The sequence below is a fragment of the Micrococcus sp. TCR-5 genome, from assembly GCF_052220525.1.
In the GTDB taxonomy this organism is placed as follows: Bacteria; Actinomycetota; Actinomycetes; order Actinomycetales; family Micrococcaceae; genus Micrococcus; species Micrococcus luteus.
On sequence record NZ_JBQPDO010000015.1, the window covers coordinates 1 to 14,358 of the forward strand.

Below are 14,358 nucleotides of genomic sequence, written 5' to 3' on the forward strand. Positions count from 1 at the left end.
CGGTCCGCTGTGGTCCTGAATGCTGTGCTCGCATGGTCCAAACGATTGTCAGACATGCCCTAGGGCTTCGATGACCGCGGCCTGGCTGGGCGTTGCCGGGTTCGTGGCGGCCTCTCGACGCACCGCGTCGCGGATCGCTTCGGGCACTCGCACGTTCAGGGCCACGGTCGGCGCCCCACGCCGCGCCAGGGGCGCATACCCACCGGCCGGGTCCGAGGTCGTTGCCGGTTCTGCGGGGATCACCGCTCCGGGAGCCGGGGTCTGGGGGGCCGGGGTGGGCTTGCGTCGCTGTGCTCGCAGACTCAGGTCGGGCTCAAGCTGCTTCTCGTTCATGCGGTGACCCTTTCGAAGATGAGGCCGGCCAGGTCGGCGTAGGCGGAGGCGACGGGTTCGCGCTTCTCATAGTGGCCCAGCCAGTCGCAGGCCAGACGTGCACCGGGGACGATGGAGCGGGCCGGCACCAGGGGGGTGAGCAGCAGCCCGGTCTCGCGCAGCTCCCAGCAGGGCCATGGACTGTTTGAACGCGGCCACGCTGCGGCAGGCTCCGTGCACCCCGACGCAGTCGTCCGAGGCGGGGCGGGCCGCATAGATCACCCGTCTGCGGCGGTGAACGCGTTGGGGGTCAACGGCCCGCCCTGACGGTCGGGGCAGTGGACGACGAGCTGTGGATGCCGCGAGCGAGACGAAGGGCGGGGGCTTCGCGTCTCCGCCTCTATCGTCGGGTCCCCGCGCCCTCCGGCCGACCCCATCCATGACGGCGCGGGGCTGCCGGCGTTCCGGACGGGCCCGGTTGACCGGCCTGCGATCACCCCACCGGCCCCGGGGACAGGGTCCACGTCGAGAGCAGCCGACCCAGCAGGCAGCCCCGCCCGGCCACCCTCAGTCCCGTGGCGTGACCGAGCGCAGCGCGAGCTCGGTGAGGACGGCCGCCTCGAGGGCCTCGCGTCCCTTGTCCTCTCGGGATCCGGGCAGGCCCGCCCGGTCGCGGGCCTGCTGGTCGGTGTCCACGGTGAGCACGCCGAAGCCCACGGGAACGCCGGTGCGCACCGAGACCTCCGTCACGCCCTGGGTCACGGACTGGCACACGTAGTCGAAGTGCGGGGTGTCCCCGCGCACCACGACGCCGAGGACCACGACGACGTCGAAGCGCTCCGCCAGCCGCGCCGCAGCGACGGTGAGCTCGACGGTGCCGGGCACGCGCACGAGCACGGGCTCCAGGCCCAGGTCGGCCGCGGCGGCCTGCGCCCCGGCGATCAGCCCGTCCATGATCTCCGTGTGCCACTGGGCGGCGACGATCGCCACGTTCAGGCCGCTCGCAGCGGCGGGGTCGGGGGTGAAGGTCGGGGCTCCGGCGCCGCTCATGGGGTGTCCTCCTGGTGGGTGGGGTGGGTCGGGTCGGTGGTCGGGTCATCGGCCGGCGTGGCGGGGCCGCCGGTGGCCGTCGGCGGTTCGAGCACGCGGTCCGCCAGGGCGTGGGCCATGCGGTCCCGCTTGGTGCGCAGGTAGACGACGTTGTGCTCGGTGACGGGCGTGGGGGCCGGGACACGCTCGACGACGTCGATGCCGGCCGCCCGCAGCCCCGCGACCTTCGCGGGGTTGTTGGTGACCAGGCGGATGCGCCGATGGCCGGCGGCCGTGAGGACGGCGGCGGCCCCGGCCCAGTCGCGCGCCTCGGCGGGCAGACCGAGGGCGAGGTTGGCCTCGACGGTGTCCATCCCCTCCTCCTGGAGCCGGTAGGCGCGGATCTTGTTGGCCAGGCCGATGCCGCGTCCTTCGTGGCCCCGGAGGTAGAGGACGGCGCCGCCCTCGGCCGCCGCGCGGGCCAGGGCGTCCTCGAGCTGGGGGCCGCAGTCGCAGCGCAGGGAGCCGAGGACGTCGCCGGTGAGGCACTCCGAGTGCACGCGGACGGTGAGGGGACGCTCCGGGTCGGTCTCCCCCGCCACGAGCAGCAGGTGTTCGGCCCCGGTCTCGGCGTCCACGTGGACGCTCACGCGGAACAGGCCGTGTCGGGTCGGCAGGGTGGCCTCGGCGGGGACGGCGGTCAGGGCCGGCGTCGTCTCCTCCAGGTGGGCCACGAGGTCCTCGATGGAGATGAGGACGAGATCGTGCTCGTCGGAGAACTCCCGCAGGGCGGGCAGGCGCATCATGGTGCCGTCGTCGTGGACGAGCTCGGCGATGGCGGCCACGGGCGCGACGCCGGCCAGGCGGCACAGCTCGACGCCGGCCTCGGTGTGGCCGCGGCGGGCCCGGACGCCGCCGGGGACGGCGCGCAGGGGGAACACGTGACCGGGCCGGGTCAGGTCACCGGGGGCGGCACCGGGGTCGGCGAGCACGCGGAGGGTGCGGGTGCGGTCGGCGGCGGAGATGCCGGTGGTGACGCCGGCGGCGGCGTCCACGCTCACGGTGTAGGCGGTCCCCTTGGGGTCCTCGTTGACGGTGGTCATGGGCGGCAGGGCCAGGCGGTCGGCCAGGCCGGCCGGCAGGGGCGCGCAGATGACGCCCGAGGTGTGGCGGACGGTGAAGGCGGTGACCTCGTCGGTGGCCAGGGCGGCCGCGTAGATCAGGTCACCCTCGTTCTCGCGGTCGGCGTCGTCCACGACGACGACGGGCCGGCCGGCGGCGATCGCGGCGATCGCCGCGGGGACGGGGTCCAGACGGATGTGCTCGCTCACGGGCGGGCCTCCTCGGTGGGTGCGGCGGGGGCGGACGGGATGAGCGCGAGACGCTCGGCGTACCGGGCGAGCACGTCGGTCTCGAGGTTGACGCGGTCGCCCGGCCGCAGGGCGCCTAGGGTGGTGGCCTCGAGCGTGGCCGGGATGATGCCGACCTCGAACCAGTGCGCGGCCGCGCCCGGGTCGGAGACGGCGGTGACGGTGAGGGAGACGCCCTGCAGGGCGATGGCCCCCTGCGCGGGGACGTAGCGGGCCAGGCGGGCGGGCAGGCCGATGCGCAGAGTGGTCCAGGCCCCGTGCGGGGTGACCGCGAGGACCTCGCCGGTCCCGTCCACGTGGCCCTGGACCACGTGCCCGTCCAGGTGGTCGGTGGGGCGCAGGCAGCGCTCGAGGTTGACCCGGTCCCCCGGGGCGCGGTCGCCGAGGCTGGTCATGCGCAGCGTCTGGCCCATGAGGTCGGCACGGAACACGCCGGGGCGCTCCGTGGGCTCGTCGAGGGCCGTGAGGCACACGCCGTCGACGGCGAGCGAGCCGCCGGCGGGCAGCCCGTCGAGGGCGCCGCCGGCGTCGAGGGTCAGCAGGGCGGTGTCGGCGGCCGCGTCGTGCTCGAGGGCGACGACGGTGCCGAGATGGGTGACGATGCCGGTGAACACTCAGTCCTCCTGGAAACGGGTCGGGGCGGGGGCGGTGGGCAGGCGCGGGGCCGGCACCGGGCTCAGGTGGGCCCAGACGTCGTCCCCGAAGGCACGGACGGGGCCGCCCTCCGCGGGGTCGGGGTGCCAGCGCAGTCCCTCGGACAGCGTGGCGACGTCCAGGCCGGCGACGGCGGCGCGGCCCGGGCCGAGCAGCAGGGGCGCGGTGTAGACCATGAGCTCGTCCACGAGGCCGGCGCGCAGCCAGGCGCCGAGCACGCGGGGTCCGCCCTCGATGAGCACGTGTGCCGGGCGGTCCCCGCTGCGGGGCCAGGGCCCGGGATGGGCGGCGAGCGCGGCGAGGACGGCGTGCGGGTCGTGGTCCGGCACGTGCAGCAGGACCGGGTGGGTGCGCAGGGCGGCGCCGTCGGGCACGGGCCGGTGACCCTGGACGACGGGCACGGGCTGGTGCGCGAGTTCGGCGCCGGCGGCGTCACGGGCGGTGAGGCGGGGGTCGTCGGTCAGGACGGTCCCCGTGCCGACGACGATGGCGTCGACGCGGGAGCGCACCTCGTGGGCGTGGACGCGGGAGTCCGGGCCGGTGATCCACTGGCTCGTGCCGTCGGCGGCCGCGGCGTGGCCGTCGAGGGACTGGGCGAGGTGCCCGGTCACCCACGGGCGGCCCGCGTCGCGGACCTCGCGCCAGCGGGCGGAGAGCGCGAGGGCGGCCGCCTCGCCGGTGGGGCCGGTCACGCGCACCCCGTGCGCGGCGAGGCGGGCCGCGCCGCCGCCGTCGTGACCGGTGGGGTCCGCGACGGCGTAGCGCAGTGCGCCGATCCCCGCGTCCAGGACGGCCTGCGAGCAGGGGCCGGTGCTGCCGGTGTGGTCGCAGGGCTCGAGGGTGACGTGCAGCGTCAGGCCGGCGGGGTCGAGGGCGGCCAGGGCCGGATCCGCGGCACGGGCGGCCCGCCAGCGGGTCAGGGCGTCGACCTCGGCGTGGGCGGTCCCCCGTCCGCGGTGGTGGCCGACGGCCAGGACGCGGCCGGCCTCGTCGGTCAGGACGGCCCCGACGAGGGGGTTGGCGCCGCGCACGCCGCGCAGCGCGGCGCGGACGGCGAGGTCCATGGGGTCGGCGGACGGGGTCTCGGCGGTGCTCATCGGGCGACGTCCCCCTCGGGGCCGTCGGGCAGCAGCGTCTCCACGGCGGGCTTGTCCCGGTCCGTGGCGCGCAGCCACACGAAGAAGCCGATCAGGGTGAAGGCGCCGTAGAAGGCGTACATCACGGCCGAGGCGTAGTAGCCGGTGCTCCACAGCAGGGGCACGCCGACGACGTCCACGGCCACCCAGATCAGCCAGAACTCCACCCAGCCGCGCGCCATGCCATAGGTCGCCAGCAGCGATCCCACGAACGTCCAGGCGTCCGCCCACACCGGCTCCCACGAACCCAGCGCGCGAAACACGGGGGTGAGGGCGACGGTGCCGACCGCCATGGCCGTCACGAGGAACACGCGCCCGCGCCAGCCGGCCCACTCCGGGGTGATGGCGGGGGCGTCCTCGGCGTGGCCCCGGCGGGCCTGACGCCAGCGCGCCCAGCCGTAGACGGAGACGGCGATGAACATGACCTGTCGGCCGGCCTGGCCGAGCAGGGTGGCGTGGTCGGCCCCCGTGAACAGGGAGGCGAGGAAGACCGTCAGCAGGATGAGGTTGCCGAGGATGCCCACGGGCCAGGCCCAGACCCTGCGCGCCATGCCGCCCAGGGCGGAGGCGAGGCCGAAGACGTTGCCCAGCACCTCGCGCATGAGCAGGCCGCCGCCGGCGACCGGGATGGTCCAGTTGAACGCGTCCACCAGCCAGTCCATGACCGTGACGCCACCTCCTCGGATCGGGACTCCGAGGGGTGCGCTCCGCAGCCCTCCCGCGCAGGGCGCGGAACGGCTCCGCCGCGTGCCTCTCCCATCCCGACTGTACGGTCGGCACCGGAATTCCACCGGTCAGGCCGCTCGGCACCTCCTCGGATGAGGACGGGCCGCGCGGTTAGCGGGCTGTCACCGCCGGTGCGGACTTCCACCGCATCTCGGAGCACGTTGCTGTCCAGCAGTATCGCACGCCCGGCCGGCCGGGGACGACGGACGACGCCGGGCGACGTCCGGCGCGGCGGCCGGGCGACCGCGTCTCCGGGCTCAGTGGCAGGCGCGGGCGGCGGCGGTGCGCAGGCCGACGAGGGCGGCGTCGGGGTCCTCGGCGCCGAACACCGCGGAGCCGGCCACGAACACGTCGGCCCCGGCCTCGGCCGCGCGTTCGATGGTCTCCCGGTTCACGCCGCCGTCGACCTGGAGGGCCAGCGGGACGGGCCCGCCGTCGAGGGCGCGGCGGGCCCGGCGGATCTTCGGCAGCACGACGTCGAGGAACGCCTGCCCCCCGAAGCCGGGCTCCACGGTCATCAGCAGGAGCATGTCCAGCTCCGGGAGCATGTCCAGGTAGGGCTCGACCGCGGTCGCCGGCCGCAGCGCCATGCCGGCCTTCGCTCCGGCCGCGCGCAGCTCGCGGGCCAGCCGGACGGGCGCCGCCGAGGCCTCGGCGTGGAAGGTGACGGACTCGGCCCCCGCCTCCGCGTAGCCCGGCGCCCAGCGGTCGGCGTCCTCGATCATCAGGTGGAGGTCCAGCGGCAGGTCCGTGGCGCGTCGGATCGCCTCGACCACGGGCAGGCCGAGGGTGAGGTTCGGGACGAAGTGGTTGTCCATGACGTCCACGTGCACCGCGTCCGCGCTGGGGATGCGGGCCAGCTCGTCGGCGAGGCGGGCGAAGTCCGCGGACAGGATCGAGGGGTGCAGGCGCGGGGCGTGGGCGGTCATGGTCGGGTCCTCTCGGTCAGGCGCCGGGGGCGCGCAGCAGGGCCAGGAACATGGCGTCGGTGCCGTGCCGGTGCGGCCAGAGCTGGGCCGTGTGGGCGACCACGTCGCCCGGCTCCGGCCCGCCGGCGGGTTCGGCCTCGTCCAGGCGCAGATCGTCGAGCGCGACGGCGTCGAGGGCGGTGCCGGCGTCGAGCAGCTCCAGCTCGGGGTGGCGGCGCACGAGGTCCTGGACCTGGACGACGGTCTCCGCGACGTGCGGGGAGCAGGTCACGTAGGCGAGCACCCCGCCGGGGGCCAGGACGGTGACCGCCGCGTCGAGCAGCTCGGCCTGCAGGCCGGTGAGCTCGGCGAGGTCGGCCGGGGTGCGGCGCCAGCGCGACTCGGGGCGACGGCGCAGCGCACCGAGGCCGGTGCAGGGGGCGTCCACGAGGACGCGGTCGAACGCCGAGGCCGCCTCGGGGGCGTCGGCGATCGTGCGGCCGTCCCCGACCCGGACGGTCCAGGCGTCGGCGGGCACGGCGGCAAGTGCCTGCCGGACGAGGTCGGCGCGGTGCGGGGCGACCTCGTTGGCCACGAGCGTCGCACCCCGCTCGGCGGCGAGGGCGGCCAGCAGGGCCGCCTTGCCGCCGGGGCCGGCGCATAGGTCGAGCCAGCGCTCGGCCCGCCCCGCGGCCGCGGGGACGGGTGCCTGGGCCAGCGCCCGGGCGGTGAGCTGGGAGCCGGCGTCCTGGACGCGGAGCACGCCCTCGCGCACCCCAGGCAGGCGGCCGGCGTCGCCGCCGGAGTGCAGGGCGGAGTCCGGGGCCAGCCGCCCGGGTTCGGCACCGTCGTCGAGGGCCGCGGCGAGCGCCTCGGCCCCACCGGCCACGGGCAGGGCGACGAGGTTGACCACGGGCGGGGCGTTGTCCGCCTCGAGCAGGGCGGCCAGCTCGGCGTCGCGGTCGGCGATGTGGCGAGTGCCGCGGTGGGCAGCCAAGGCCTGGCGCAGCGCGCGGACGATCCACACCGGGTGCGAGGCGCGGACGGCCAGGGCGGCGTCGCCGCCGTCGGCGGGGGCGACGTCGGCCAGCCACTCCTCGAGGGGCCGTTCGGCGACCCGACGCAGCACCGCGTTCACGAACCCGGAGGCGCCGGCCCCGATCTCGGCCCGCACGAGGGAGACGGTGGCGTCGAGGGCGGCGTGGGCGGGCACGCGCATGCCCAGCAGCTGGTGGGCGCCGAGCCGCAGGGCATCGAGCACGGGTGGGTCGATCTTCTCGAGCGGGCGGTCCACGCAGCGGGTCAGGATCGCGTCGTACAGGCCGAGGCCGCGCAGGGTGCCGTAGGCGAGTTCGGTGGCGAAGCCGGCGTCGCGCCGGTCGAGGCGGGCCTGGCGGATGCGCGCCGGGAGGACCAGGTTCGCGTACGCGTCCTCGGCGTGGACGGCGCGGACCACCCCGAACGCGACGCGGCGCGCCGGGTCGGAGGTGCGGGAGCGCTGCGACGGCGCCTGCGCCGAGTACTTCCGCCCGGCGCCGGAGCGACCCCGGTTGCGGGTGCGCCCCTGCGCGTCGCGGCGGTCCTGGGAGTCCGCCCGGGGTGCGCGGCCGCGTTCCCCGCGGGCGCCTCGCTCGCCCCGGCCCCGTCCTGGCTGTCCTTCGCGGCTCATGCGCGTGCCTCCTCGTCCTGTGCCGCGGTGTTCCGCGCGGCCTCGCGTGCCGCCGCCCGGGCGGCGGCCTCCTGACGGACCTGCGCCTCGTGGTCGGCGAGCTCCTCCCCGGCCAGCAGCGCGGCCCCGGCGGCGGCGCCGCGCGCCCAGTCGGCGGCCGGCATCAGCTTCCTGCCCGCCGGCTGGACGCGGGAGAGCCGGACGGCCCCCCCGGCGGTGCGCAGCCAGGCGGCCTTCGCGGCCACCAGGATCTGCCCGGGAACCGCGGCGTCGAGGGCGGGGGGCCAGCCGTCGTCGCCGGCGCGGACCGGGGCGACGCCGTCGAGCTTGAAGCGGGCCGGGGCGGCGCCGTCGCCCGCGGTCAGCCAGCCCCAGGCGCCGGGCTCGGGGGTGACGCCGTTGATCCGGGCGGCCACCTCGGCCGCCGGGCGGGCGGGGTCCACCAGGCCGTCTGCGGCCGTGAGCTTCGGCGCGTGGGTGGGTGCGCCGCGCTGGGGCGTGGCCGTCGCGGTGCCGTCCGCCAGGCGGTCGAGCACGTCGATCACGAGCGGGCCGCCGCGCTCGGCGAGGTCGGTGAGCACGGCCCCGGCGGTCTCGTCGGCCGCGACGGGGCGGGTGAGGCGGGCGAAGACGGGTCCGGTGTCCAGGCCCTCTTCGAGCTGGAACACGTCGGCGGCGATCTCGGTCTCCCCGGCCATCACGGCGCGCTGGACGGGGGCGGCACCGCGGTAGGCCGGCAGCGCGGAGAAGTGCAGGTTGAGCCAGCCGTGGCGCGGGATCTGCAGGGCCTCGGCGGGCACGAGGGCCCCGTAGGCGACGACGACGGCCACGTCCGCCTCCAGCGCGCGCATCGCCTGGAGGGCATCGGCGCCCTCGGGTCCGCGGAGTCGGTCGGCCTTGAGCACGGGCAGGCCCGCCTCCTCGGCCACGACCGCGACCGGCGACGGGGTCAGCACCCGCCGGCGCCCGACCGGGGCGTCCGGCCGGGTGAGCACGCCGACGACCTCGTGGGGTGAGTCGAGCAGGGCGCGAAGCACGGGCACGGCGGTCTCGGGCGTGCCGGCGTAGAGCACGCGCAGGGGTGTCGGGGCGGTCATCGGGCGGCTCCTGTTCCGGCGGCGGGGGCGCCGAAGGCCGAGCTGACGGCGGCCGCGCGCGCGGCCCCGATGCGGCGAGCGGCGCGGTCCACCTCGCCGGCGCGCATGCGGCGGCGGGCCTCACGGCGTTCCTCGCCGTCGAGACGGTCGACGTAGAGGATCCCGTCGAGGTGGTCGGTCTCGTGCTGGAGGCAGCGGGCGAGCAGGCCGGTCCCCCGGTGCTCCACCGGGTTCCCGTCCACGTCGGTGCCGCGGACGACGGCCTCGGCGGCGCGCGCCGGGTGGTAGCGCAGCCCCGGCACGGACAGACACCCCTCGCCCGGCTCCCGCAGCGCCTGCCCGGCGGTCTCGAGCACGGGATTGACCACATGCCCGGCGACGCCGGCGACGTCGAACACGAAGACGCGCAGACCCACGCCCACCTGGGGCGCGGCCAGGCCCACGCCCCCGACGGCGTGCATCGTCGCGATCATGTCCGTCACGAGGGCGCGCACGTCCGCCCCCGCGGGGACGGGCGACGCGGCGGTGCGCAGGACGGGGTCGGGGACGGTGCGGACGGGCAGGACGGTCACGCCGTCACCCTATCGCCGCCCTCGGCGGCGGACGCCGGGCGCGACGACGACCCGTCGGGCGCCACGTCCGGGGCGGCGTGGGAGCCGCCGCCGAACGCCGCGGCGCGCACGGCCTGCAGGCCGGTGGCCGCCGACGCCGGGACCGACGGCGGAGGCGGGCCGATGACGCGGAGCGCAGGTCCGGCGTCGTCCACGGCCTGCGCGTGCCTCCAGACCTGGCGCAGGGCCCAGAACTTGTGCCAGTGGCGGGGCAGCACGCCCGGGTTCGCCTGATGCACGGCGACCTCGGTCTCCCCCAGGGCGACGCCGAGCAGCATCTCGGCCTGACCGTGCCGCCACTCCTCCCAGGTGCCGGCCTCGGGGTCCACCAGGGACTCCTCCGCCTTCAGGCCGGCAGTCAGCTGCATGACCACCTTGGGGTCGAGCGCCTTGACCCGTCCGTCCCGCCCCGTGCCCTTCGTCTTGTAGTCGATCAGGCACAGCCGGCCACCGATCCGGGCGACGAGGTCCAGCGTGCCCGCGTAGCCCACCGTGTGGTTCCAGACGGTGATCTCGGCCGCGATCGGCCGGACGTCGTAGAGGTCCCACCACTCGTCGAAGCGGTCCGCGTAGGCGCCCTCGCCATGCTCGATCAGTCGGGCCCGGGCCTCCGCCATGGTGTGGGGGCGGCCGAGGGCACGCTGGGCGACCTGCTCGGCGTAGTCGTGCACGCGGTCCCCGCGCTCGGCCGCGGCGTCCCGGTAGCGAGCGGCGGCGTCGGCGGACTGCCGGGCCACCTGCTTCAGGCGCGCCGCGGAGCCCACGGATTCCGCCAGGCGCGGATCCTGGGTCACGGACTGGGCCGCCATCCACCCGACCCAGCCGTCCAGGTCCGTCTTCTCCATGCCGATCACGGTGGTGATGGACGGGACCTCGGGCAGGCCCGAGAGGGAGCGCGCGTACATGCGTCCGTGGGGGGTCTGATGCGCGAGGCGTGGCTGGGTCATGGTCAGCCATTCTGGCAGGGTCCACGGACCCCCGACGGAGTGGCCCGACACGCCTGCCGACGCCGATTTTGCATCCGGGCGGAGATGGCCTAGAGTTCTTTCTCGTTGGAAAACGCAGGTGAGCGGCTCGGACGAGCCGATCCCGGCGGCACCGACACGCGGATGTAGCTCAGTTGGCTAGAGCGCCACCTTGCCAAGGTGGAGGTCGCGAGTTCGAATCTCGTCATCCGCTCGCTCAACCTTCACCCCTGGTCGGGTGGCCGAGAGGCGAGGCAGCGGCCTGCAAAGCCGTATACGCGGGTTCGAATCCCGTCCCGACCTCGCAGGCTTCTCCGACCGGGAGTGGCGGCATGTTCATCACCTCCTCGGAGGTGGACGAGCGCGATTGGCGCAGCGGTAGCGCGCTTCCCTGACACGGAAGAGGTCACTGGTTCGAACCCAGTATCGCGCACGGAGACGATCCGTGAGGATCGACTCAGGCGGATGTAGCTCAGTTGGCTAGAGCGCCACCTTGCCAAGGTGGAGGTCGCGAGTTCGAATCTCGTCATCCGCTCCGATCTGAAGGCCCCTCCCCTCGGGAGGGGCCTTCGTCGTGTCCGGCGGCCCGCATCCGCCCGGGCGAGGCCCGCCTCGGCGACGAGGGGCCGGGCAGGACGTCACGTCACGTCCCGCCCGGCCCCGAGTGGCGACCAGGCCGGCTCACTTGTGCTCGGCCACGCCCGTCTGGCCCTCCCGGACCAGGGCGGTCATGCGGGAGACCGTGCGGAAGTACTTCTTCATGTACCCGCCGTGCATCATCTCCTGCGTGAACAGGGCGTCGAAGGGCACGCCGGAGGCGAGGACGGGCACGTCCTTGTCGTACAGGCGGTCCGCGAACACCACGAAGCGCAGGGCCGTGGCCTGCTCCGTGATGGTGTGCACGTCGTGGAGGGCGAGCACGTCCACGTCCTTGACGAGCTCGCGGTAGCGGGAGGGATGCACGCGGGAGAGCATCGCGGTGAGGTCCGCGAAGTCGTCCACGGCGAGCACGCCCGCGTCGGGGAAGTTCTCCCGGGCGGTGGCCTCGACGGCGGCGTCGTCCAGCGGCGACGGGGCGGCAGAGAGGCCGCGGTGGCGGTAGTCCTCGCCGTCCACGCGGATGACCTCGAACTGGTCGGCCAGGACCTGGATCTCGCGCTTGAAGTCCTGCGCCGCGAAGCGCCCCTCGCCGAGCGAGCCCGGCAGGGTGTTGGAGGTCGCCACCAGGCGCACGCCGGCGTCGGCCAGCTCGCGCATGAGGCGGGACATCAGCACGGTGTCCCCCGGGTCGTCGAGCTCGAACTCGTCGATGCACACGAGGGTGTACTCCTTGAGCTCGTCCACCGCCTTGCGGAAGGACAGGGCGCCCACGAGGTTGGTGTACTCCACGAACGTGCCGAACGCCTTGGGTCCGGGGGCCGCGTGCCACGTCGAGGCCAGCAGGTGGGTCTTGCCGACACCGAAGCCGCCGTCGAGGTAGATGCCGGCCGGCCCCGCCGCCCGCTTCTTCCCGCCGAACAGGCCGCCGAGGAACCCGCCGCCCGAGCCGCCCCGGCCGAGGTCTGCCGCGAACCGGCGCAGCCGCTCCACGGCCTGTGCCTGCGTGGGGTGCGCGGGGTCCGGGATGTAGGTGTCGAAGGACACCGTGCCGAAGCGGTACGACGGGTGGAAGCCGGCCAGCAGCTGGTCCGGGGTGACCTGCGGCGAACGGTCGGCGAGGTGGACGATCTGAGCCACGGGACACTCCCAGGGTCGACGACGGGGATTCCGGGCCATGCTATCGGGCCGCGGACCCGACCCATGTGACCTCGCGTGTCCCGGACTGAGGGGCCCCTACCCTCTTAGGTGACACCGATGTGCCGTAATCTGGCGTGCAGGGCACGGACACGGAACCCGCCGTCGTCGTGCCGCCCGCCCCGGGCCCGTGCGGGCCCGCCCGACGCGAAGGAAGGCAGTGCCATGACCGATACCGCCGCGAAGTTCTCCGAGTACGCCCACCCCGAGAAGCTGGTGTCCACGCAGTGGGTCGCCGACCATGTCGGCGACGAGGACGTCGTGGTCCTCGAGTCCAACGAGGACGCTCTCCTCTACTCCACCGGCCACATCCCCGGCGCCCAGCGCGTCGACTGGCACACCGAGCTCAACGACCCCGTCACCCGCGACTTCGTCGGCCCCGAGGCCTTCGCCGAGTTCGCCGCCTCCAAGGGGATCTCCCGGGACACCACCGTGGTGTTCTACGGCGACAAGTCCAACTGGTGGGCCGCCTACGCCCTGTGGGTGTTCACCCTCTACGGCCATGAGGACCTGCGCCTGATGGACGGCGGCCGTGACAAGTGGATCGCGGAGGGACGCGAGACCACCCGCGAGGTCCCGACCGTGGCCCGCGCCGAGTACCCGGTGATCGAGCGCGACGACCACACCGAGCGCGCCGCCCGCGAGGACGTCCTGCAGGCCATCGGGACCACCCCGCTGATCGACGTCCGCTCCCGTCCCGAGTACACGGGCGAGACCACGCACATGGCCGGCTACCCGCAGGAGGGCACTCTGCGCGGCGGCCACATCCCCACGGCGGCGTCCGTGCCGTGGGCGTCCGCGGCCAACGAGGACGGCACCTTCAAGTCCCGCGCCGAGCTGGAGCAGGTCTATCGCGCCGGCGCCGGGCTGCAGGAGGGCGACGACGTGATCGCCTACTGCCGCATCGGCGAGCGGTCCTCCCACACCTGGTTCGTGCTCAAGTACCTGCTCGGCCACGAGGACGTCCGCAACTACGACGGCTCCTGGACCGAGTGGGGCAACGCCGTGCGCCTGCCGATCGCCGTCGGCGAAGAGCCGGGCGAGGCCCCCGCGCGCTGAGCCCCCGGCACGGCGTGGATCACTAGACTGGGACACCATGACCGAGAACCACGCCGTGCCCGCCGCCCTGGCCGAGATCATCGACGACTTCGCCGGGGTGCCCGATCCCGAGAAGCTCGAGCTGCTGCTGGAGTTCTCGGACGAGCTGCCGGCGCTGCCGGAGCGCTACGACGGCCACGAGGCCGAGATGGAGCAGGTCGTGGAGTGTCAGACCCCGCTGTTCCTGGCCGTCGAACTCGAGGGTGAGCCCGGCCCGCAGGCCCCGGTCCGCCTCTTCATCACCGCTCCCCCGGAGGCGCCCACCACGCGCGGCTTCGCCTCCGTGCTCACCCAGGGCCTGGACGGGCTGAGCGCCCTCGAGGTCGTGGACGTGCCCGAAGACATCCCCACCCGCCTCGGCCTGGCCCAGGCCCTCACCCCCCTGCGCCTGCGCGGCATGTCCGCCATGCTCGGCCGCATCAAGCGCAACGTGCGCGAGCAGGCCGGGATCGCCTGAGTCCGCCGTGGGCCAGCGCAAGAAGGATCGCGGCGCCCGGCACGGGGCGGCCACGCCGGCCGTCGCCGCACTCGAGGCCGCCGGGGTCCCGTACCGGCTGCACACCTTCGACGTGGCCCTCGACGCCGGCGGCGAGCGGTTCGGCGTCCAGGTCGCCCGGGCGCTCAGCGTGCCCGCCGACCGACTGTTCAAGACGCTGATGGTGGCGGACCCCGACGGCGCGCTCGCCGCATGCGTGGTGCCCGTGTCCGGTCAGCTGGACCTGCGGGCCGCCGCCGCGGTGCTGGGCGTCAAGCGACTCGCCCTGGCGGATCTGGCCGTCGTCGAACGCCGGACCGGCTACGTGCGGGGCGGCGTCTCGCCCCTGGGCCAGCGCCGGCCCCACCCCGTCGTCCTGGACTCCTCCGCTCTCGACGCGGAACTCATGTACGTCTCCGGCGGGCAACGCGGCCTGGATGTCGAGATCGCCCCCGCCGACCTCGTGCAGGTGACGGGCGCCGTCGTCGCGGAGATCGCGGCGGACTGACGGGCG

The 14,358-nt window shown here is 75.2% G+C and carries 15 protein-coding genes, 4 tRNA genes and 1 riboswitch; of the genes, 7 read left to right on the forward strand and 12 right to left on the reverse strand.

All coding sequences use genetic code 11. The features are described from left to right. Positions 1-48: 48 nt before the first annotated feature. The 11 genes from ACTSKS_RS09055 to ACTSKS_RS09105 form a co-directional block, all read right to left on the reverse strand. On the reverse strand, positions 49-333 hold the full coding sequence (locus tag ACTSKS_RS09055; RefSeq protein ID WP_080696003.1) for a hypothetical protein: 285 nt from the start codon (positions 331-333) through the stop codon (positions 49-51). 546 nt (positions 334-879) lie between these two features. Beyond that, a complete protein-coding gene (gene ribH / locus ACTSKS_RS09060) occupies positions 880-1,362 on the reverse strand; it encodes a 6,7-dimethyl-8-ribityllumazine synthase (RefSeq protein WP_036383758.1) in 483 nt (160 codons plus the stop codon). Further along, positions 1,359-2,672, reverse strand: coding sequence for a 3,4-dihydroxy-2-butanone-4-phosphate synthase (ribB, locus tag ACTSKS_RS09065; RefSeq protein WP_237069527.1), 1,314 nt, complete (start codon positions 2,670-2,672; stop codon positions 1,359-1,361). Before ribB ends, ribH begins: the two co-directional genes overlap by 4 nt. Further along, the gene (locus tag ACTSKS_RS09070; protein ID WP_010078770.1) at positions 2,669-3,325 is read right to left on the reverse strand and encodes a riboflavin synthase; all 657 of its coding nucleotides are present in this window, start codon (positions 3,323-3,325) and stop codon (positions 2,669-2,671) included. Before ACTSKS_RS09070 ends, ribB begins: the two co-directional genes overlap by 4 nt. Next, positions 3,326-4,462 carry a bifunctional diaminohydroxyphosphoribosylaminopyrimidine deaminase/5-amino-6-(5-phosphoribosylamino)uracil reductase RibD gene (gene ribD / locus ACTSKS_RS09075; RefSeq protein ID WP_237069528.1) on the reverse strand — a complete coding sequence of 379 codons (1,137 nt, stop codon included), beginning with the start codon at positions 4,460-4,462 and terminating at the stop codon, positions 3,326-3,328. Next, positions 4,459-5,163 (reverse strand): nicotinamide riboside transporter PnuC, encoded by a 705-nt coding sequence (gene pnuC / locus ACTSKS_RS09080; protein ID WP_004167571.1) that lies wholly within the window; start codon positions 5,161-5,163, stop codon positions 4,459-4,461. The genes ribD and pnuC overlap by 4 nt, the downstream gene beginning before the upstream one ends. Before the next feature lie 82 nt (positions 5,164-5,245). Further along, positions 5,246-5,390: riboswitch (FMN riboswitch) on the reverse strand. 94 nt (positions 5,391-5,484) lie between these two features. After that, complete coding sequence (rpe, locus tag ACTSKS_RS09085) at positions 5,485-6,156, reverse strand: ribulose-phosphate 3-epimerase (RefSeq protein ID WP_004167572.1); 672 nt, start codon at positions 6,154-6,156, stop codon at positions 5,485-5,487. A gap of 16 nt (positions 6,157-6,172) precedes the next feature. Continuing rightward, positions 6,173-7,804 carry an RsmB/NOP family class I SAM-dependent RNA methyltransferase gene (locus tag ACTSKS_RS09090; protein WP_237069529.1) on the reverse strand — a complete coding sequence of 544 codons (1,632 nt, stop codon included), beginning with the start codon at positions 7,802-7,804 and terminating at the stop codon, positions 6,173-6,175. Further along, on the reverse strand, positions 7,801-8,901 hold the full coding sequence (locus tag ACTSKS_RS09095) for a methionyl-tRNA formyltransferase (protein ID WP_004167574.1): 1,101 nt from the start codon (positions 8,899-8,901) through the stop codon (positions 7,801-7,803). The genes ACTSKS_RS09090 and ACTSKS_RS09095 overlap by 4 nt, the downstream gene beginning before the upstream one ends. After that, on the reverse strand, positions 8,898-9,473 hold the full coding sequence (gene def / locus ACTSKS_RS09100; RefSeq protein ID WP_004167575.1) for a peptide deformylase: 576 nt from the start codon (positions 9,471-9,473) through the stop codon (positions 8,898-8,900). Before def ends, ACTSKS_RS09095 begins: the two co-directional genes overlap by 4 nt. Continuing rightward, positions 9,470-10,459, reverse strand: coding sequence for a hypothetical protein (locus ACTSKS_RS09105; RefSeq protein ID WP_004167576.1), 990 nt, complete (start codon positions 10,457-10,459; stop codon positions 9,470-9,472). The genes def and ACTSKS_RS09105 overlap by 4 nt, the downstream gene beginning before the upstream one ends. A gap of 158 nt (positions 10,460-10,617) precedes the next feature. Between ACTSKS_RS09105 and ACTSKS_RS09110 the strand changes: the two genes are divergently transcribed. The 4 genes from ACTSKS_RS09110 to ACTSKS_RS09125 all read left to right on the forward strand — a co-directional run bounded on the left by ACTSKS_RS09110 (position 10,618) and on the right by ACTSKS_RS09125 (position 11,012). Further along, positions 10,618-10,691 (forward strand) — tRNA-Gly (locus ACTSKS_RS09110). Positions 10,692-10,709: 18 nt separating this feature from the next. Continuing rightward, positions 10,710-10,780, forward strand: a tRNA-Cys gene (locus ACTSKS_RS09115). A gap of 58 nt (positions 10,781-10,838) precedes the next feature. Then, positions 10,839-10,910: transfer RNA gene (locus tag ACTSKS_RS09120), tRNA-Val, on the forward strand. Between the two features lie 28 nt (positions 10,911-10,938). Continuing rightward, positions 10,939-11,012 (forward strand) — tRNA-Gly (locus tag ACTSKS_RS09125). 146 nt (positions 11,013-11,158) lie between these two features. On the opposite strand, the gene zapE is transcribed toward ACTSKS_RS09125, so the two are convergent. Further along, entirely contained in the window at positions 11,159-12,214 is a 1,056-nt protein-coding gene (zapE, locus tag ACTSKS_RS09130) for a cell division protein ZapE (protein WP_237069530.1), read from the reverse strand. A 222-nt stretch (positions 12,215-12,436) separates the two neighbouring features. On the opposite strand from zapE, the gene ACTSKS_RS09135 reads away from it, so the two are divergent. From ACTSKS_RS09135 to ACTSKS_RS09145, 3 genes are read left to right on the forward strand one after another with little or no spacing between them, the layout of a single operon-like run. After that, entirely contained in the window at positions 12,437-13,330 is an 894-nt protein-coding gene (locus tag ACTSKS_RS09135; RefSeq protein WP_078026254.1) for a sulfurtransferase, read from the forward strand. 37 nt (positions 13,331-13,367) lie between these two features. Beyond that, positions 13,368-13,826, forward strand: coding sequence for a SufE family protein (locus ACTSKS_RS09140; RefSeq protein WP_406891085.1), 459 nt, complete (start codon positions 13,368-13,370; stop codon positions 13,824-13,826). A 7-nt stretch (positions 13,827-13,833) separates the two neighbouring features. Then, complete coding sequence (locus tag ACTSKS_RS09145; RefSeq protein ID WP_069941367.1) at positions 13,834-14,352, forward strand: aminoacyl-tRNA deacylase; 519 nt, start codon at positions 13,834-13,836, stop codon at positions 14,350-14,352. Positions 14,353-14,358: the final 6 nt, after the last annotated feature.

Bases quoted from the DNA above. Each gene is read 5' to 3' on its own strand.
- ACTSKS_RS09105 (WP_004167576.1), bottom strand. From the start codon at position 10,459: ATGACCCAGCCACGCCTCGCGCATCAGACCCCCCACGGACGCATGTAC.
- ACTSKS_RS09135 (WP_078026254.1), top strand. From the start codon at position 12,437: ATGACCGATACCGCCGCGAAGTTCTCCGAGTACGCCCACCCCGAGAAG.
- ACTSKS_RS09055 (WP_080696003.1), bottom strand. From the start codon at position 333: ATGAACGAGAAGCAGCTTGAGCCCGACCTGAGTCTGCGAGCACAGCGA.
- ACTSKS_RS09090 (WP_237069529.1), bottom strand. From the start codon at position 7,804: ATGAGCCGCGAAGGACAGCCAGGACGGGGCCGGGGCGAGCGAGGCGCC.
- rpe (WP_004167572.1), bottom strand. From the start codon at position 6,156: ATGACCGCCCACGCCCCGCGCCTGCACCCCTCGATCCTGTCCGCGGAC.
- ACTSKS_RS09140 (WP_406891085.1), top strand. From the start codon at position 13,368: ATGACCGAGAACCACGCCGTGCCCGCCGCCCTGGCCGAGATCATCGAC.
- pnuC (WP_004167571.1), bottom strand. From the start codon at position 5,163: ATGGACTGGCTGGTGGACGCGTTCAACTGGACCATCCCGGTCGCCGGC.
- ribH (WP_036383758.1), bottom strand. From the start codon at position 1,362: ATGAGCGGCGCCGGAGCCCCGACCTTCACCCCCGACCCCGCCGCTGCG.
- ribD (WP_237069528.1), bottom strand. From the start codon at position 4,462: ATGAGCACCGCCGAGACCCCGTCCGCCGACCCCATGGACCTCGCCGTC.
- ACTSKS_RS09095 (WP_004167574.1), bottom strand. From the start codon at position 8,901: ATGACCGCCCCGACACCCCTGCGCGTGCTCTACGCCGGCACGCCCGAG.